At 61.3% G+C, this 16,885-nt stretch carries 17 protein-coding genes; 2 read left to right on the forward strand and 15 right to left on the reverse strand.

Translation table 11 applies throughout. The features are described 5' to 3' along the window. Positions 1 to 2 precede the first annotated feature (2 nt). Entirely contained in the window at positions 3 to 269 is a 267-nt protein-coding gene (locus FXO11_RS14600; RefSeq protein WP_148863660.1) for a hypothetical protein, read from the forward strand. Here the strand turns inward: FXO11_RS14600 and FXO11_RS14605 are convergent. The 15 genes from FXO11_RS14605 to FXO11_RS14675 all read right to left on the reverse strand — a co-directional run bounded on the left by FXO11_RS14605 (position 266) and on the right by FXO11_RS14675 (position 15,062). Continuing rightward, positions 266 to 922, reverse strand: a complete 657-nt coding sequence (locus FXO11_RS14605) for a cytochrome c oxidase subunit 3 (RefSeq protein ID WP_148863661.1) — start codon at positions 920 to 922, stop codon at positions 266 to 268. The two genes, FXO11_RS14600 and FXO11_RS14605, sit on opposite strands and share 4 nt — an antisense overlap. Beyond that, positions 909 to 2,510 (reverse strand): cytochrome c oxidase subunit I, encoded by a 1,602-nt coding sequence (locus FXO11_RS14610; protein WP_148863662.1) that lies wholly within the window; start codon positions 2,508 to 2,510, stop codon positions 909 to 911. Before FXO11_RS14610 ends, FXO11_RS14605 begins: the two co-directional genes overlap by 14 nt. Further along, complete coding sequence (gene coxB, locus FXO11_RS14615) at positions 2,507 to 3,505, reverse strand: cytochrome c oxidase subunit II (protein ID WP_148863663.1); 999 nt, start codon at positions 3,503 to 3,505, stop codon at positions 2,507 to 2,509. Before coxB ends, FXO11_RS14610 begins: the two co-directional genes overlap by 4 nt. Continuing rightward, positions 3,502 to 4,296: an SCO family protein gene (locus tag FXO11_RS14620; protein ID WP_148863664.1), complete on the reverse strand. Its 795-nt coding sequence runs from the start codon at positions 4,294 to 4,296 to the stop codon at positions 3,502 to 3,504. Before FXO11_RS14620 ends, coxB begins: the two co-directional genes overlap by 4 nt. Continuing rightward, entirely contained in the window at positions 4,293 to 4,700 is a 408-nt protein-coding gene (locus tag FXO11_RS14625) for a hypothetical protein (RefSeq protein WP_148863665.1), read from the reverse strand. Before FXO11_RS14625 ends, FXO11_RS14620 begins: the two co-directional genes overlap by 4 nt. Beyond that, on the reverse strand, positions 4,693 to 5,763 hold the full coding sequence (locus tag FXO11_RS14630; protein WP_148863666.1) for a hypothetical protein: 1,071 nt from the start codon (positions 5,761 to 5,763) through the stop codon (positions 4,693 to 4,695). The genes FXO11_RS14625 and FXO11_RS14630 overlap by 8 nt, the downstream gene beginning before the upstream one ends. Continuing rightward, positions 5,760 to 6,338, reverse strand: a complete 579-nt coding sequence (locus FXO11_RS14635) for a c-type cytochrome (RefSeq protein ID WP_148863667.1) — start codon at positions 6,336 to 6,338, stop codon at positions 5,760 to 5,762. The genes FXO11_RS14630 and FXO11_RS14635 overlap by 4 nt, the downstream gene beginning before the upstream one ends. Continuing rightward, a complete protein-coding gene (locus FXO11_RS14640; RefSeq protein WP_148863668.1) occupies positions 6,335 to 6,856 on the reverse strand; it encodes a DUF3341 domain-containing protein in 522 nt (173 codons plus the stop codon). Before FXO11_RS14640 ends, FXO11_RS14635 begins: the two co-directional genes overlap by 4 nt. Beyond that, on the reverse strand, positions 6,849 to 8,198 hold the full coding sequence (gene nrfD / locus FXO11_RS14645; RefSeq protein ID WP_148863669.1) for an NrfD/PsrC family molybdoenzyme membrane anchor subunit: 1,350 nt from the start codon (positions 8,196 to 8,198) through the stop codon (positions 6,849 to 6,851). The genes FXO11_RS14640 and nrfD overlap by 8 nt, the downstream gene beginning before the upstream one ends. A gap of 3 nt (positions 8,199 to 8,201) precedes the next feature. Further along, positions 8,202 to 11,177, reverse strand: coding sequence for a TAT-variant-translocated molybdopterin oxidoreductase (locus FXO11_RS14650; RefSeq protein ID WP_148863670.1), 2,976 nt, complete (start codon positions 11,175 to 11,177; stop codon positions 8,202 to 8,204). Then, complete coding sequence (locus FXO11_RS14655) at positions 11,165 to 11,812, reverse strand: cytochrome c3 family protein (RefSeq protein ID WP_148863671.1); 648 nt, start codon at positions 11,810 to 11,812, stop codon at positions 11,165 to 11,167. The genes FXO11_RS14650 and FXO11_RS14655 overlap by 13 nt, the downstream gene beginning before the upstream one ends. Positions 11,813 to 12,204: 392 nt before the next feature. Then, positions 12,205 to 12,681 carry a nucleoside deaminase gene (locus FXO11_RS14660; protein ID WP_148863672.1) on the reverse strand — a complete coding sequence of 159 codons (477 nt, stop codon included), beginning with the start codon at positions 12,679 to 12,681 and terminating at the stop codon, positions 12,205 to 12,207. Positions 12,682 to 12,843: 162 nt separating this feature from the next. Then, positions 12,844 to 13,347: a methylated-DNA--[protein]-cysteine S-methyltransferase gene (locus FXO11_RS14665; RefSeq protein ID WP_148863673.1), complete on the reverse strand. Its 504-nt coding sequence runs from the start codon at positions 13,345 to 13,347 to the stop codon at positions 12,844 to 12,846. 19 nt (positions 13,348 to 13,366) lie between these two features. Further along, entirely contained in the window at positions 13,367 to 14,140 is a 774-nt protein-coding gene (cysQ, locus tag FXO11_RS14670; RefSeq protein ID WP_148863674.1) for a 3'(2'),5'-bisphosphate nucleotidase CysQ, read from the reverse strand. Between the two features lie 187 nt (positions 14,141 to 14,327). Further along, complete coding sequence (locus FXO11_RS14675; RefSeq protein WP_148863675.1) at positions 14,328 to 15,062, reverse strand: murein L,D-transpeptidase catalytic domain family protein; 735 nt, start codon at positions 15,060 to 15,062, stop codon at positions 14,328 to 14,330. 122 nt (positions 15,063 to 15,184) lie between these two features. On the opposite strand from FXO11_RS14675, the gene FXO11_RS14680 reads away from it, so the two are divergent. After that, positions 15,185 to 16,783, forward strand: a complete 1,599-nt coding sequence (locus FXO11_RS14680) for a L,D-transpeptidase family protein (RefSeq protein ID WP_148863676.1) — start codon at positions 15,185 to 15,187, stop codon at positions 16,781 to 16,783. Positions 16,784 to 16,885: the final 102 nt, after the last annotated feature.

Here is a 16,885-nt window from a genome sequence, read left to right on the forward strand (position 1 = left end):
AAGTGCTCCGTCAATACGATATTTGCGTCTTCAGTTGGCCTGTTCACGCCCAGGGCAAGGCACGGCTCGCCGGGAATGGCCGGGCCCTTGCCAAGAGCCGTAACGCGGCCCTGGGCGTGAACAGGCCAACCCTGCGGGCCTCCCTGTGGTGCTTCGCCACCGCGTTGCAGGGCTTGGCAAGGGTTGCGGCCATTCCCGGCGCCCTGCGCCTTGCGGCGAAGCACCACAGGGAGGCTGAAGCCGTAAATATCGTATTGACGGTGCACTAGCCTCGCAGCAGGTAAAGCACAGTAAATACGAAGATCCACACCACATCGACGAAAGCCCAATAGAGTCCGACGATATGGATCTGGCGGTCCAGCTTCGCAGGCGCCCGCCAGCCGGCGACCAGCGCCGCCATGACAGCCAGGATAACGATGCCGATCAGCATATGCGCAGCGTGCATACCGGTCATCGCGTAGTAGAAGTTGAAGAACAGTTCGGCCACTTCCGGGTGCTCGCCCGGGTAGTTGAACGGCAAATCCATCACCGGCAGCAACTGCTTCGTGTACTCGTGATGCCACTCGTACGCCTTGATCCCGAGGAAGACGAGTCCCAGCAGAATAGTCCCCAGCAGAAACACCAGGCTCAGGCCCCGGCGCCGCACGCTGACAGCCTGCTCCGCCAGTGCCATCGTCAGGCCACTGGTCAACAGCAGGACCGTATTGATCGTGCCCAGCACCAGGTCCAGATGATGGGCCGCCTCCGCAAAGACGTTCTCGTGCTGGACCCGTAAGACGATAAACGCCCCGAAAACCCCGCCAAACAAAAGCAATTCCGTTATCAGGAACACCCACATACCCATCAGTCCGGCGTGGCGCTGCTGGGCCATGGTATTGAATTGCTCGGCGGGGGCGGATTCAGGCGTCTCAGTCGTAGACATAGGGCCCCCCGGTCACCTTCGGCGTTTCGGTGAAGTTGTGTTTTATCGGCGGTGAGTCCGCAAGCCACTCCAGGCCATAGGCGTCCCAGGGATTGGCTGGCGCCCGCGGTCCGCGCCAAAGCGACCAGCCCAGGTAAACCAGCGGCAGCAGGTAGCCAATCGCCAGCACGCCGGAGCCAAGCGAGGACAATATATGAAGGAACTCAAAGGCCTCGGGGTAGTCGTGATAGCGCCGCGGCATACCGCTGTAGCCCAGCAGGAACTGGGGATAGAACGTCAGGTTGAAACCGATGAACAAGGCCAGGGCCGCCACCTTGGACCAGAGCTCCGAATACATCCGCCCGGTCATCTTCGGCCACCAGAAATGCAGACCGCCGAGGTAAGCCGTCACGGCGCCGCCCACCATGATGTAGTGGAAATGGGCGGTCACGAAGTAGGTGTCGTGCAAATGCACGTCCAGCGCCAGTGCCGCCAGGAAAACCCCCGTCAGGCCGCCGATGGTGAACAGCCCCAGGAAAGACAGTGCATAGATCATCGGCGCCGAGAACCAGATGTGCCCACGGAACAGCGTCGCTGTCCAGTTCAGGGTCTTTACCGCCGACGGCACCGCCACCAGAAACGTGAAAAACGAGAACAGAATACCGGCATAGAGGCTCTGGCCGGAGACGAACATGTGGTGCCCCCAAACCACGAACCCGAACAACGCGATGGCGGCAATTGAAATCACCATGCCTTTGTAGCCAAAAACAGGATTGCGGGAAAAGCACGCAATGATTTCCGAAACAACGCCCATGGCTGGCAGGATCATGATGTAAACCGCCGGGTGCGAGTAGAACCAGAACAGATGCTGGAACAGCAGCGGATCGCCCCCCAGGGCCGGATCGAAGATACCGATCCCCAGTCCCCGTTCCAGTCCCAACAGCAGCAGCGTCACCGTCAGCACGGGCGTGGCCAGCACCATAATCAGTCCGGTGGCGTAGTTGGCCCAGACAAACAGCGGCAGCCGCTTCCAAGTCAGGCCCGGAGCCCGCATGGTATGGGTGGTCACAATGAAGTTGAGGCCGGTCAGGATCGACGAGAAGCCGACGACGAAGACGCCGGTGGCCGCGGCGATCACCGCGGAATTTGAGAATAGGCTGGAGAATGGCGTGTAAAAGGTCCAGCCGGTGTCCACCCCACCCGCGATCACGGCCGCCAGGGTGAAGATGCCGCCCACGGTGTAGATGTACCACGACAGCAGATTGAGCTTAGGGAAGGCCATGTCCTTCGCACCCACCATCATCGGCATCAGAAAGTTGCCGAGCGTGGCGGGAATGGACGGAATCAGAAAGAACCAGACCATCACGATCCCGTGCAGCGAGAACATTTTGTTGTAAGTTTCCGAACTCAGCAGATCGCCGGGCGCCGTGATCAGTTCCAGCCGAATCAGCAGCGCAGCAAGACCGCCAAGAAAGAAGAACCCGGTGATCGACGCCGCATACAGCCAAGCGATGCGCTTGTGGTCCACCGTCAACAGCCAGCCGCGCAACGTCCAGTCATGGCTGAGGTAATGCCCGGAAGCGTGTTCGGCATGGGAGGCAGTGATCATTGCGTTGCTCCTGAAGCGTCGTCCTGATGCCAGTCCCCGGGCTGCAGCGACTTGATATAGGCGATCATCTGGAAAATCTCGCTCTCGGAAATCTGACCCGAGAAGCTCGGCATGATCGGCTGAAAGCCGGCGACCACATGCTTCTGGGGCTGCAGGATCGAGTCGCGGATATAAGCCTCGTCCGCGACGATGGTATCGCCGCCCTCGAGGGGCACCGTGCGGCCATACAAGCCGTCCAGCGCTGGAGCCGGCGCCCCGGCACTGTCCTGATGACAACCGGTGCAGCCATGGCTCTGGAACAGCTGCTTGCCGGCCACCGCCGGACTGGGCCCTTCACCGTGACGGGTCAGCCAGTCTTCGTAGTCAGCCCGGGACATCACCACTACCCTGCCCCGCATCCTCGAGTGATCGTTACCGCAATACTCCGCGCAGAACAGGCGGAACTCCCCGGTCTGCGACGCGGTAAACCGGGCGGTGGTGTAAAATCCCGGCACGGCGTCACGCTTCAGGCGTAGCGCGGGAATGGAAAAACTGTGGATCACGTCCTGCGACGTTAAACGCAGCGTCACGGACTCGCCCACCGGGACATGCAGGGTATTGATCTCACGGGTGCCGTCGGGATGCTGGACCTTCCACATCCACTGCTTGCCGATCACATTAATGGTGATATCCGACGGCTCGTCGCCATACACGTCCATGTAAAGATGGCTGCCCCAATAGAACAGCCCCATGAAGAACAAGGCCAACATGGCGGCGAAGCCAATCTCGATCCGGTGTCCGGCTTTACCGGCAATGCGCGGCCTGCGGGCGCCGGTCCGCGAGCGGTGATAGCGAAACCCGAACACCGCAATCAGCCCGACCAGGATAGCAATCAACAACGCCGACAGCCCCAGCAACCCGTAATACAAATGGTCCACCTGGGTGGCGTAGTCGGAGGCTTCCGTGGGAATCAGCTGGTAGCCGATGTCAGGATCGACAATCGCCTGCTCGCTCATAGTCGATTACGCCTCCGCATCCAGAAGAACAAGACCACCACAGCCACCATGAATATGCCGCCGGAGGCCTGCAGCAAACGCATCACCGCCAGGTTGTACTGACCGGACTCGACGTTGAAGCGATAACAGCGCAGCACCACCTGATCCACCGGGCTACCCACTTCGCCTTTTCCGGCATCCAGCAGGGCCAGGCGCAAATCCGGTGCTTGAGGATCGATACCGAACAGATAGCGGTTGATGGTGCCGTCCGGATCAACGATGACCAGCCCGGCGGGATGGGCATAGCGGTCGTGCTCCGCATCGTAGACATAGTCGAAACCGACGGCCTCGGCGAGCCGGTCGATAGCAGCATGATCGCCGGACAGGAAGCGCCAGTTGGCGGCAATATCACCGTTGCGCGAGCGCATCCGCCGCTCGACCGCCTGCGCCTCTTCCGGGCCCTCGCCGGGATCGATGCTGACGGCAACCACTTGGTACTCGTCGGGAGCAAACGAAAGTTTCTCCGCCGTCTCGGCCAGCCGGCCGAGCAGCATCGGGCACAAATTGGGGCAATCGAACCAGGACATCACCAGCACCATGGGCTTGCCTTGGGCGAGCTGCCCGATCTGTACCGGCGCCCCCGTGCGATCCAGGAACGTGATATCGCCGGGCAGGGTTTCGCCGATACGCTGATCGAAGGCGACCTGCTCCAGGCGCTGCTCGGCCGTCTTCGCCTCATGTTCGGAATGGGCGTGGCTCTGGGCTGCCATCAGTATCAGCAGCCATCCTAGCGTCCAGGTGATCCGTGTCATGGGTTTACCGCCCCCTCGCTACCTGGCAATTTCGCCTCCTCGGCTGAAATGCCGGGCTCCGGCAACCCCCGCTCCAGCAGCAGCGCCATCGCCTCGTCGATGGGGATATGCACCACACCGGCCTCGCGGTCGACCCAACCCACGGTTTGCAGCCGTTTCTGCGCCTGGGCTTCAAGCACCGCGAGATCCTTGGGTGGATCGGCTTGCAGCTGCGGCCGCCCGGACAGCGGCCGGTCTCCGAAGGGTGTCGGTTCGGCGGGCGTCTGCCAGGCCTGGAACCCCCACCAGACGAGGAAGACGCAAGCGACAATCACCCCCAGGGTCACCAGCATCGCCGTCACTAGCGGCCCCACATTGGATATATCGTCTTCATGTCCCGGTGGCCGGGGATCTATTTCAGCCATGGCGCGCCCCCTGCATTGCGGTATAGCCCCTGATCCAGCCCAGGTAAGTGGCCCCCGTAACGACCAGGATGAGCGGGGTCAGGATCATTTGTTCGATCTTCAAGGGGCCGAAAGCTGGGAGTATCAGCCATTGCAATTGCAGCACATGCCCGGCCAGGCACAGCATCGCCACCGTCGACAGCCAGGACTGGCGTTCCTTCGCCCGGCTCGGCAATAGCATAAAGAACGGCACCAGGAAGAAGAGCAGGAACGACATCACACTGATCTCGCGCCAGACAGGCTCGCTGCGATGAATGTACCAGCCAATTTCGTCCGGCAAGTTGCCGGACCAGATGATGATGTACTGAGAAAAAGCCAGAAACGCCCAGCCCAGAAGGAACGCCAGCCAAAGGTTGGCGAGATCCTTACGCGGCCCGGCCTCCATCCCTGTACCGCCCACCAGTAGCCCCACGGCTAGCGCCACACCCGCCAGGTTGGTGCACAGCATCAGGCCGAATACGTCCGAATAGAATTTCGGCTCCAGGGACATGAACCAGTCAAAACTGAAGAAGGTGATCGATAGCACCCACAGAATCAGGCCCGGCGCATGGAGCCCTTGCGGCCCCCGCCCTCCTATACCGGCACCGCTTGAATCCGGCGACCGCCAGAGCCCCTGCATCCATGCCAGGGCCAGCCAGATGCCGCAGTAGATCACCAGCCGTGTGACAAAAAACGGTAGGTTCAGGTAGAACTGCTTGCGCTTGACCACGTCCGGCAACAGGTGTTCGGGCTGGGTCCAGGCAAACAGGGTTTCCATTGCCAGTACGAGCGGTACGAGGGACAGCACGAACAATGGCAGGGTTGCCACCAAGGCGAGCCAGACACGCCGGCTCTGATCCCCCCAGCGGCCGCCGGTGAGTCCGTGAATCATTAATATCGGCAAAGCCCCCAGCGGTATCGCCCCCCAGGTCACCGCGGCTGCCAACCAGCTCTGCAGGAAGGAGGCAGGCCAAAACAACAGGCCGACGACGACCACGAGTAGCGTCAATACCGCAGGTAGCCAAATCTGCCTCCGCAACATCATGGAGAACCCTCCAGACTGGCGCGTTGTTCTTCGTTCAGGTCCTCCGGCGACGCATGCTGTGACAGTTGCAACGCGCGGATATAGGCCGCCACGGCCCAGCGATCTTGCGGCGCTACGCGGGCGGCATAGCTATACATAATGCCGTAGCCATCGGTCATCACATTATAAAAATGGCGCAGGGCGACCGAGCGCAAGCGCTCGTTATGCAGCGACGGCGGTGCCGGGAAGCCGCGCTGCACCACCATGCCGTCGGCATCGCCTGTGCGCCCGTGACAGGGCGAGCAATAGGTGTTGTACCTTGCCCGACCCTCCTCCAGCAATTCAGCGGTCAGCGGCATCGGAAGCGTCTCCGGCACAGGCCCCAGATCGGCACCGCGCGATACGGTTCCCGGTACCGGCTCCAATGCCGACTGGTCGTTCTTCCAGCCCGGCGCCGCCTCATAGGCCTCGTAGCGGGGCTGGTTAGCCATATCCTGCTCACAGCCAGCCAGCCCGAAACCCACGACGACAACCCAGAGCCAGGCTCTCCAGGCTTTCCATACCCTCCGTACGCTCCAAACGTTCCAGAACCTCATAGGGCAAGCTCCCTGATCACGCCGGTATCGTGATCTTCCAGACACGCTTGCACCTCAGCCAATGCGGCACCGGGCAGCACCAGGAAAAAGCCGTCGCTGGACGCGGCGTCGAAGTCGGGATCGTTGAACACCGGATGATAGGGCTGCGGCAGGCCATTGCGGATCAACATGGTCAACAGCGCCGTGAGCACCGACGCCAGCACCCCGACTTCAAACGTGATCGGCAGAAAGGCCGGCCAGCTGTTTAAGGGTTTGCCACCGACCACATAGGGATAGTCGAACGCGGCATACCACTGCATGAAGAAGGCTCCGGCGGCGGCAATCAAACCAAGCACGAGTGACAGGACCGGTATCAACCGCTCACGGTAGCCCAGTGTTTCCGCCAAGTCCGGCACCGGGAAAGGCGAAAACGCATCCAGATCGCGAAAGCCGGCCTTGCGCGCCGCTTTGGAGGCGGCCAGCAACGCCTCGGCAGAAGGCAAGCGGACCAGAATGCCGAACACGGGGGCGTCACTCATCGCGCTTGCTCCCGTGGATTTCCAGCCGCATATCGTGGATCGATACCAGCGGCGCGACCCGCACGAAGACCATCAACAGGAACACGAACAGGCCCAGGGTGCCGATATAGACCAGCCAGTCCCAGGTGGTGGGCCAGGCGGTATCCCAGGCGGACGGCATGAAGTCGGCATGGGTACTGGTGAACACAATCTGGAAGCGCTCCAGCCACATGCCGATATTGCTCGTGATCGCCAGACATAAAATGGCCAGCGGCGACCGGCGTACCCGCTTGAACCAGAGCAACTGCACCAGCACCACGTTGCAGAAAATCATGCTCCACCAGATCGGCGCATAAGGGCCGGTCCAGCGGTCGTAGTAGACGTTGAAATAATTGGGATCGCCGGAATAGAAGGCGGTAAAGATTTCCTGGCTGTAGGCGTAGTCCACCACCAGGGCGAACACCAGCATCATCCGTCCCAGGTAATCCAGGTGGCTCCGGGTGATCAGGTTCTTGAGACCGAACATCGCCCGCATCACGACGGCTAGCAGCGCCACCGTGGAGAAACCGGAAAACAGCGCCCCCGCGACAAAATACGGGGGGAAAATCGTGAAGTGGAAACCGGGCACGATCGCCACGGCCAGATCCAGGGAGATGATGCCGGTGACGGAAACGACTATCGGCGCCGCCACCGCGGCCATCACCTGATTGGCCTTTTCATAGCGCGCCCAGTGTAGGGCCGAGTTGCGCCAGCCCAGTGCCAGAATGCCATAGAAATACTGGGCAAAACGGGCCTTGGCCCGGTCCCTCAAGGTAGCGAAGTCGGGTAACAGGCTCAGGTAGAGGAAGCTCGAGGTGTAGATCAGGTAGGTGCTGATCGCAAAGAAGTCCCACACCAGCGGACTGCGCCATTGGGGCCAGAGGTCCATGGTGTCGGGGTATGGCAGCAGGTAATAGAAAAACCAGGGCCGTCCCAGGTGGATCATCGGATAGAGCCCGGCGCAGACAATGGCAAACATGGCCATGCCCTCCGCCAGACGGTTGATCGACGCCCGCCAGCGCTGGCGCGTCAATAGAAGCACCGCCGAAATCAGCGTGCCGGCATGGGCAATCCCGATCCACCAGACGGTGTTAACGATAGGAAAGCCCCAGGCCACGGGAATATTGATGCCGAACAGCCCCACACCCGTGGTAAACACCACCCAAAGCACGACCAGCAACATGAACGCCAGAGCCGCTGATATGACAAAGGCAATCCACCAGGACACCGGCGCTTTGCGATCCAGGATCAGACCGGCGATACGTTCGGTCACCGAGCGGTGCGTCAGATCAGGAATCAGGGAGGCCTGGGGTCGCTTTGCCATGGTCTAGCCCTTCCCTTCCAGTGCTGGATTGGGATTGCGCACCGCTGCCAGATAGGTTGTACGCGGTCGCGTATTGAGGCCGCCCAGCATGGCGTAGTTCAGCGGGTGGGCTTTAAGGCGGGCCACCTCGCTGTCAGGTTTGGCCAAATCGCCAAAAACGATGGCCTCGGTGGGACAACTCTGCTGGCAGGCCGTTTTCAGTTCACCTTCGGCAATGGGGCGCTCTTCCGCTTCCGCGTTTTGGCGAACGGTGTTGATCCGCTGCACGCAGTAGGTGCATTTTTCCATCACACCACGGGAGCGCACGGTCACATCGGGGTTCTGCACCGCCGGTTCCGCCGGATAGGCGGCTTGAGCGCTGGTGTAGTCGAACCAGTTGAAACGACGCACCTTATAGGGACAGTTCTGGGAACAGTAACGGGTACCCACGCAACGCTGGTAAAGCATCTCGTTCAGGCCATCGGCCGAGTGCTGCGTGGCGCCCACCGGACAGACGTATTCACAGGGCGCGTTCTCGCAATGCATGCAGGGCACCGGCTGGAAGGTCATGCGCGGGCCATCGAGTTCGCCCTGGAAGTAGCGATCCACCCGAATCCAATGCATATCGTGACCGCGCGATACCTCCTCGGGGCCGACGATGGGAATGTTGTTCTCGGCCTGGCAGGCGGTGACGCAGGCATTGCAGCCGGTGCAGGCGGATAGATCGATAATCATGCCCCAGGCATGCTCGGCCTCCCGTTCAGCCGGCCAGGGCTCGGGATAGAGCGACAGCTCATGATGCTCGTGCTGGGCAAAGGCCGGATTCTCCCGATAGGTCTCCAGGGACGCCTCCCGCACCATATCCCGGTCCTCGATATGATGATGGGTCTGGATGGCCGCCAACGTCAGGTGCTGATCCGTTACCTGGATCGACACCGGTACGGCCCAGGGCCGACGGCTATCGCGCAGGGTGAAGGCATTGCTGCCCACGCCAGCGGCTACCCGACCCGCCGAGCGGCGACCATGCCCCAAATGGAGGTTCACTGCATGGGCCGGCTGGCCCGGCAGGATGTAAACCGGCACCTCAAGCGAACCCGCCTCGGTGTCGAGCTTGACCACCTGGCCTTCCACAAGATCGCGCTCTTCCGCCAGCCGAGGGCTGATCAACAGCGCGTTATCCCAGGTTAGTGTCGTAATAGGTCGTGGCTGCTCCTGCAGCCAGCCGTTGTTGGCATAGCGGCCATCCCACAACGCCGGGTCTGGCCGTAGCTGAAGCGTCAAACCGTCGTCTATCTTGGGCGGCGCCGGTAGCTGTTCGGCCCAACCGGAACGCGGCTCGACGGATTGAGGCGCGGACGCCGTCTCGGCAACGACGCCGTCGTGGAGGCTGCGCCGCCAAAACGAATCGAAGTCCGCCCCGGTGTACTCCCCACGCCAGAAATCCACCAATAGATCGTGGGCATTGCGCTCGACGCCACTGCCGAGCGCATCCAGCATCTGCAGCGCCGAGCGCCCGCCATGAAAGGGCTTGATCAGCGGTTGCACCAAACTGACCGTGCCATCGTAAGCGCGACCGTCACCCCATGTTTCCAGCATGTGGGCCGCCGGTACATGCCAGTGGGACAGCCGCGCCGTCTCGTCACGATACTCGCCCCAATGCAGACGCCAAGGTACCTGCTGGAAAGCCTCTTCGAAATCCAGATCCGACGGAGCGGTAAAGACCGGGTTGCTGCCCAGCACCACCAGATCTTCCACCTCGCCGGCGCGGATCGAAGGGGTCAGTTGCGACAGATCCGGTGCATTGGCGAGGGCCGGCACGGGCTCGATCCAATCCATCGTATTGCCTACGGCGTCCAGCGCCGTATTCATGCCGTGGGCGAGCATATGCACCGCTGGTGATTGCTGCTCGCCGGGGATAATTAGCGCGTTGCCCCGATGCGCCCGGAGGTCGTCTACGAGAGCCGTTACCCAGGCGTCCGGCAGGGGCGCATCTTCCGGCGCCGGTACCGCCAAACCCAGGGCCGAGGCCAGTTGCCGTGCCGCGAGTTCCACCTCCTGATAGCGCATCAGCTTCAGGTGATCGGCCATAGCGCCGGTGACGGAGGGCGTCGAATCCACGGCGTAAAAGCGGGCCAGCTGTGTTTCCCGATCCCGCGGGCGACGACGGGCCATGAAATCATGGGCGTAGCGCAGGAATCCCGGTTGAGACTGCAGGAAATCCGCGTCGAGGGAAACGGCCACATCGACGTTGCTGAAATCGTAGCGCGGCTCCAGCGGGCGCCCGAATAGGGCCTCGCTGCCACGATAGACCGTGCGCCGGTCCACCGGCTCATGAACGTACCAGCGGGCCTGGGGCCATCGATCACGCAGGGCCTCGATACGCGCCTCTTCGCTGGGCGACGTGACAGTCCCCACCACGAAAGCCAAGCCCCGGCCCTGACGTTCATCCCACTGCCGCCCCTTCTTCGAGAGCTCCATCAAACAGCGACCGTAGCCCGCAATGGCACCGTGGGATCGCACCGATGCCGAACGGTCCGGGTCGTACAGCGACAATACCGCAGCCTGGGCAATGGCATCGCATGCGCCCAGGGTGGCGGGATGGTCGGGGTTGCCTTCCAGTTTGGTGGGCCGGCCCTCATGGCTTTCCGCCAGCACGCCATGGGCGTAGCCGCCGATCAGGGCTGTGGTCGCGTAGTAGCGCGCCTGGCCCGGCACCATCTGCTCGGGCATATTAACGTAGGGCACGATGTGCTCTTCCGGCTGGCGGCTACAACCGCTCACACCCGCCAGCGCCATACTGGCTCCCAGCAGTTTGAGTACGTTGCGCCGGCTCACCGGCTCCTGCCAGGGCTTGCCCTCGCCCCCAAACTCGCCTGCGGCCGCATCCTGATATTCGGGCGTTTGCGCCAACTCAGCCAGGCTGCGCCAATAGCCAGCCCCCTCCTGCCCCGCGAGCCTTTCACGCAGACTGTTGTAGTCGATCGAAGTTATCGGTGGCATGTGCTGCACTCGGTCATTCGGTCCGTGTGAATGTCGTAGAGCGCCAGATAATCATCCGCGCTACGTCCGCTGTCCGGCGAATAGCCCATTTCCGTGATCTTATCCTTCGGCCGCAGCCTCGGGCCGGGATTACGATGGCATTCCAGGCACCACTTCATGGTCAGCGGCTTGTCCTGACGCATCAGCGGCATGCGATCCACCCGGCCATGGCAGGATTCGCAACCCACGCCGTTATTGACGTGCATCTGGTGATTGAAATAAACATGATCCGGTAGATCGTGTACACGCACCCATTCGATGGGCTCTTTTCGCGCCAGGCTCTGCCGGACGGGCGCCAGCATGTCGGCGTTGGTCCAAAGCTGCGAGTGGCACGTCATGCAGGTCTGCGTATCCGGCAAACCCGCAAATGACGACCGATCGACACTGGTATGACAGTACTGGCAATCGATACCAAGCCCCCCGACATGGTGCTGGTGGCTGAAGGGCACGGGCTGTTCGGGCACGGCATTCTGGCCGGTAGCGTAGGGCGAGCCGTTCAGTGACAGCGCCACACCGGCCAGAAGTACGGTCAGTGCCACCAAGGCAAGAAAGAGCTGTACGTAGCCATTGGTCCGGCGCCGGAAAAGCTGAGGCATGCAGCCCTACCCCCGCACGCGAGCATTGATGTGGAGCGCATGCACGTAAACACGGCTGGAACCACTGGGGCCGGATAACAAACAATGACGTGAAAGAGAAGAAAAACCGCAGATCAGCATGAAGTCATGTTCACGACTCCAACGTGCTGAAGCTATGCCAGAAGAGCCCCTCCGGGCTGTGGAAGATCGCTGACGTTCGGGCATTCCTCTCCCTCCATGTCAGACGGACAGCCGAACATACGTGTTCGGACTGACTGCTCCATCCATGAACCTCTATTCAGGTTAGACGGCGAAAGCGACGGAATTCAATTGCCGAAACATTACGAGAGTGCCACGAATAAACCTGGAGCAGTTTCACTGGATGCTCCAGGTCACGTTTTTAGGGAGCCTCTTTAGGTTTCCGTATAGAAGCGCCGGTGCAGCTCGTGCACCTGTTCGGCCAGGTCAGGCACGGGTCCTTCCACCGGAACGCCTGGGGCAACGTCGTTAATCGGCAGCGCACGCACCGGCGGTGGCGGCACCTCCAACTCACTCAGCCACGCCGTGAGCTGCTCCGTCGAGCTGACATAAACGATACGGCCCAAGCCGACCCAGGCATGGGCCGCCGCGCACATGGGGCAATGCTCACCGGAGGTATAGACGGTGGCTGCGGCACGCGCTTCCGGCGTCATGTTTGCCGCCGCCCAGCGGGCCAGTTCGAATTCGGGATGGCGGGTATGATCACCGGACGCCACATGATTGTGATCCTCGGCCAACACCTCGCCTTCAGCGGAAACCAGGATGGAGCCGAAAGGCTCGTCTCCCGCTTCCAGCGCTTGCCTTGCCAGTTCCACGCAGCGGCGTAGGTATTTGAGTTCGCTGGTGTCCATAACGGTGTCCTCCATCGGCGATCTATTCGATAAGCGTAGCGTGCCAGTGAGACGCTGCCGAGCCGAGCGGCGGACAAGGCGCTCAGAAGCCATGTGGGATGATGCCTTGCCTTTTTATCCTTGGATGAATCCAACCAACGTTCGATGAGCTTGGAGAACGTCTCAAAACAGTTCGAACTGTCCGTATTCGCCGTTGCTCGCCTCATGGGCTAGCAGCCAGCGCTTGCGTTCCACGCCGCCCCCGTAGCCGGTAAGACTGCCGTCGGCGCCGATCACGCGGTGGCAGGGGACAACGATGGAAAGGGGGTTCCGGCCATTAGCGGCACCCACGGCGCGGGTCAGTTTGGGACTGCCCAGACGCCGGGCTAGCTCGCCGTAGCTCAGGGTCCCGCCGTAGGGAATGTCGAGCAACATATGCCAAACGGTTTGCTGAAATTCGGTGCCGGCCGGCGCAAGCGGCAAGTCGAATTGCGTGAGTTCGCCTGCGAAGTAGGCATCCAGTTGGCGCTTGGCTTCCTTGAACAGTGAAGCGTCCCGTTGCCAATCAGGCGCCACGCCGGATCCGTACTTCTGTTTCTGCATGTAGATCCGTGTCAGCGAAGTGCCGTCGCCAGTCAGCAACAGCTCGCCGATGGCGCTGGGGATACGGCAGTAAAAGATAGTCATACCCGCGCGCCAAACGACATTAGCCCTGATACCAGCTACCGGCAGCGACAAAGTGGGGATTCATAACGTCCTCCTTACCGTAGCGCATCAATTCGCCCTCGAGGGTTTGGACCTTGCCGCCCGCCGCTTCCAGCACCGCTTGGGCGGCGCCGGTATCCCACTCACAGGTGGGGCCAATACGCGGGTAGATATCCGCCCTGCCCTCGGCGATGCGGCAGAACTTCAATGAGCTCCCAGCTTGCACCAGGCAATGTTCGCCCAGGGCATCGATGAACGCGCGGGTTTCCTCGTTGAGGTGATTCTTGCTGGCGACGACACGGCGGACAGGTGGCGGGACGACTACATGAAGCTGGCGCTCTCGGCCTTCGTGATCTCGTTTCCAGGCACCCTCGCCTTTGATGCCCCAGAACGCCTCGCCCAGGGCCGGCGCAGTGACCACGCCCAGCACCGGTTCGCCCTCTTCGATAAGCGCAATATTGACCGTGAATTCGCCGGTGCGCTTGACGAAATCCCTGGTGCCATCGATGGGATCCACCAGCCAGAATCGGGTCCATGCCTTACGTTCGGACCAAGGGGCATGAGCGGACTCTTCCGAGAGGATCGGGATGTCCGGCGTCAGTTGCTTGAGCCCCTCGACGATCACATCATGGGACGCCAAGTCGGCGGACGTCACCGGCGACTCGTCCTCCTTGTGCTCCACCGAAAAGTCGGTGCCATAGATCTCCATCACCTTGGCATTGGCAGCTTCGGCGATGGCTAGAATATCTGTAAGGAGCGACGTATTTGAGGCCATGGGGCATCCTTTCGCAAGCAAGTGATTGGCTATGCTTGGGAAGTTTAGCGGATAGACCCATGAGGTGCGAAGATCACGGGCATGTCCACCACGAGAACCGGCACATTAAATATGACGGCAATCGTGGCATGACCCGGAATTGATTGACTAAGGTTGATGAGAGGCTTATACCGCGAGGAGGTCAGGCTCAGATCTGTTCGCTTTCGCTCACCTCAGCTTGGTTGCCGGCCATTTGGGTCGAGCCGCAATTGAGGTAGTCCGAAGACTGCAGCCATTGCTGATCCGGATAGTAGGTAAAAACGAATTGACCGCCCTTCAGGCTATCCACCACCTTGCGGATCACCTTCTGGCTGACCGCCGGGCAACCGTGACTGCGGCCAATACGTCCGTAACTCTGGACCCAGGAGGCATCGACGTAGTCGGCGCCGTGGATCACGATGGCACGCTGGCGGGCGAGATCGTTGATGCCGGGTTCGAGACCGTCGAGACGTAGGGAGTAGCCGTGCTTGCCACGGTAAGTTTCACGGGCCTGGAACAGCCCGATGCTCGACTGATGGCTGCCCTCGACATTGGAAAAAGCGCTCGCCTGGACCAGACCGGAGTTTTTGCCATGGGCCACCAGGTCCCGTAGGACCAGGGCGCCCGTCTCCAGGTCAAAGATCCAAAGCCGCCGCTCTGAGGACGGCAGGGAGAAGTCGATGACGGCGAGACGCTTGGGCTTGCCAAGTCCGCTGCTTACCGCACACTGAGAGGCTTGCAGAGCGTTTTTCAGCACGTCACGGCTGATCTCGGGGGCGGCTACGCTGAGCCTGCCGTACAGCGTTTTGTCGAGCCCGGACGCCAGCGTGTGCGAGGACAATGAAAACGAGAACAGTACGCCCAGTGCGACTGCCAGCACGCATTGAAAGCGACTGCTAAACATCTTTAGACCTCTCGGGTGTTTGAAACTCGGGTATCGCGAATTCAGTTCGGCGCAAATGCCGGGACTGACTTCCGGAGCCGCATGCCCCGAAAGGATGGTGCATTCTAGCAAGGTTTTCTGCGATGGAAATCAGGCTGTACAAAAACCATACAATCCGCAACGTATGGCGACGCGCTCTCGCCGTCGCCGTCTGCTTTTGCCTGCTACCGGCAGCCGAGGCCCTACACCGCATCGACCCCGATCAATGTGAGCCGCTGCCGGACAATTCGTCCTTTCATCACGCCGCCATGGCCAGATTCAGCACTCAGTCCGGCAGCGCCGAGCTCTGGGCCGACAGCCAACGCCTGCAAGCGTTGATCGACGCTCTCGACAGTCTGGCTGCCGATGGGCTGGAGCCGGCCGACTACCATACCGATGCGCTCAAGCATGCGCTGGCCCATTTCAAAACGTGGGGCCAACTGGGGAAATGCGATATTCGCCTCGCCAATGATGCCTATCTTCGAGCCCTGACAGATCTGCGGTTCGGCAAGACCCATAAGCGCGAGGAACACGCCATCTGGTACGCCGCCACTCTTTCACGCGGCGAAGATCCTGGCGGCGTAGTGACATTGGCGCTGAACGGCCTGGACAACCTGGCTCAAGCTTTGACGGATGCTCGTCCCGATTTGCCGCGATACCGCTACTTGCGGAGAGGGTTCGTGCAAGCCCAGGCCGACTTCCCGCAAACCTGGGCACAGGTGCCGAACGGCCCCACTCTCGAGAAAGGCGACCGAGGGGACCGGGTCGCCCTATTGCGCGAGCGCTTGGCCGCGGAGGGCTACCTGACCTCGCCACCAGCGGTACGAGGCCAGCTCGGCGCGCCCTTCGACGATGACCTCGAGCTGGCGGTGGAGCGTTTCCAGCGCCGGCATAGTCTAACCGTGGACGGCAAGGTGGGCGCACGCACGATAGACGAGCTGAACATTTCGCCGCAGCAGCGCCTGGAACAGATTCGAGCCAACCTGGAGCGGTTGCGCTGGCTGGCCCGGGATATGGAACGCACGCTGCTGCTGGTGGACATCGCCGCGGCACGGATCCACTACTACGAGGATGGCGACCTGATCTGGTCCGGCCGGGCTCAGGTGGGCAAGCCCCGAAGAGCCACGCCGGAACTGAAATCGGTGATCACCCACGTCACGGTCAACCCGCACTGGAATATGCCGCGCAGTATCTTCCTGCGTGACGCCCTACCTTCGATCTTGCGGGATCCTCTTTACCTGAGCAAACGGGGCATCCGCGTCTATGACCGGGAGGGCAATGAGCTCACCCAGACCGAAGCCGACTGGAGCAACCCGCATGGCCTGAGGCTGCGCCAGGACCCGGGGCCAGGAAACGCCCTGGGCCAGGTGGCACTTCGTTTTTCCAATCCGTTCGCCGTTTACCTGCACGACACGCCGGCGGCGAGCCTGTTCGAGAGCCAAAATCGATTCTACAGCTCAGGCTGCGTCAGGGTGGAAGACGCGATGACACTGACCCGAATGCTGTTCCGCCATGCCAGCCCCGATTTCAAGCAGCACTTCGAAACCGTGCGGACATCCGGCGAATCCCAGAACATCCATCTGCCCCGCGGCGTCTACATCCTAATGGCGTATTGGACGGCCGAAGCTGATGCCTCCGGCCAGATCACCTACCGGCCCGATGTTTACGGCAGCGACGGTCAGTTGCTGGCCTTGCTGGAGTAGAGGTTATGAACAGGCCAGTTTTCCCGCAGTAAACGCCCACCACGCCTTATATCACCCCTGATATCACCCCTGTCCGCATCGACCCACTAGCCGGTGTGCGAA

This window comes from Marinobacter fonticola, from assembly GCF_008122265.1.
Classification (GTDB): Bacteria; Pseudomonadota; Gammaproteobacteria; order Pseudomonadales; family Oleiphilaceae; genus Marinobacter_A; species Marinobacter_A fonticola.

Bases quoted from the DNA above. Each gene is read 5' to 3' on its own strand.
- FXO11_RS14605 (WP_148863661.1), bottom strand. From the start codon at position 922: ATGTCTACGACTGAGACGCCTGAATCCGCCCCCGCCGAGCAATTCAAT.
- FXO11_RS14610 (WP_148863662.1), bottom strand. From the start codon at position 2,510: ATGATCACTGCCTCCCATGCCGAACACGCTTCCGGGCATTACCTCAGC.
- coxB (WP_148863663.1), bottom strand. From the start codon at position 3,505: ATGAGCGAGCAGGCGATTGTCGATCCTGACATCGGCTACCAGCTGATT.
- FXO11_RS14620 (WP_148863664.1), bottom strand. From the start codon at position 4,296: ATGACACGGATCACCTGGACGCTAGGATGGCTGCTGATACTGATGGCA.
- FXO11_RS14625 (WP_148863665.1), bottom strand. From the start codon at position 4,700: ATGGCTGAAATAGATCCCCGGCCACCGGGACATGAAGACGATATATCC.
- FXO11_RS14630 (WP_148863666.1), bottom strand. From the start codon at position 5,763: ATGATGTTGCGGAGGCAGATTTGGCTACCTGCGGTATTGACGCTACTC.
- FXO11_RS14635 (WP_148863667.1), bottom strand. From the start codon at position 6,338: ATGAGGTTCTGGAACGTTTGGAGCGTACGGAGGGTATGGAAAGCCTGG.
- FXO11_RS14640 (WP_148863668.1), bottom strand. From the start codon at position 6,856: ATGAGTGACGCCCCCGTGTTCGGCATTCTGGTCCGCTTGCCTTCTGCC.
- nrfD (WP_148863669.1), bottom strand. From the start codon at position 8,198: ATGGCAAAGCGACCCCAGGCCTCCCTGATTCCTGATCTGACGCACCGC.
- FXO11_RS14650 (WP_148863670.1), bottom strand. From the start codon at position 11,177: ATGCCACCGATAACTTCGATCGACTACAACAGTCTGCGTGAAAGGCTC.
- FXO11_RS14655 (WP_148863671.1), bottom strand. From the start codon at position 11,812: ATGCCTCAGCTTTTCCGGCGCCGGACCAATGGCTACGTACAGCTCTTT.
- FXO11_RS14660 (WP_148863672.1), bottom strand. From the start codon at position 12,681: ATGGACACCAGCGAACTCAAATACCTACGCCGCTGCGTGGAACTGGCA.
- FXO11_RS14665 (WP_148863673.1), bottom strand. From the start codon at position 13,347: ATGACTATCTTTTACTGCCGTATCCCCAGCGCCATCGGCGAGCTGTTG.
- cysQ (WP_148863674.1), bottom strand. From the start codon at position 14,140: ATGGCCTCAAATACGTCGCTCCTTACAGATATTCTAGCCATCGCCGAA.
- FXO11_RS14675 (WP_148863675.1), bottom strand. From the start codon at position 15,062: ATGTTTAGCAGTCGCTTTCAATGCGTGCTGGCAGTCGCACTGGGCGTA.
- FXO11_RS14680 (WP_148863676.1), top strand. From the start codon at position 15,185: ATGGAAATCAGGCTGTACAAAAACCATACAATCCGCAACGTATGGCGA.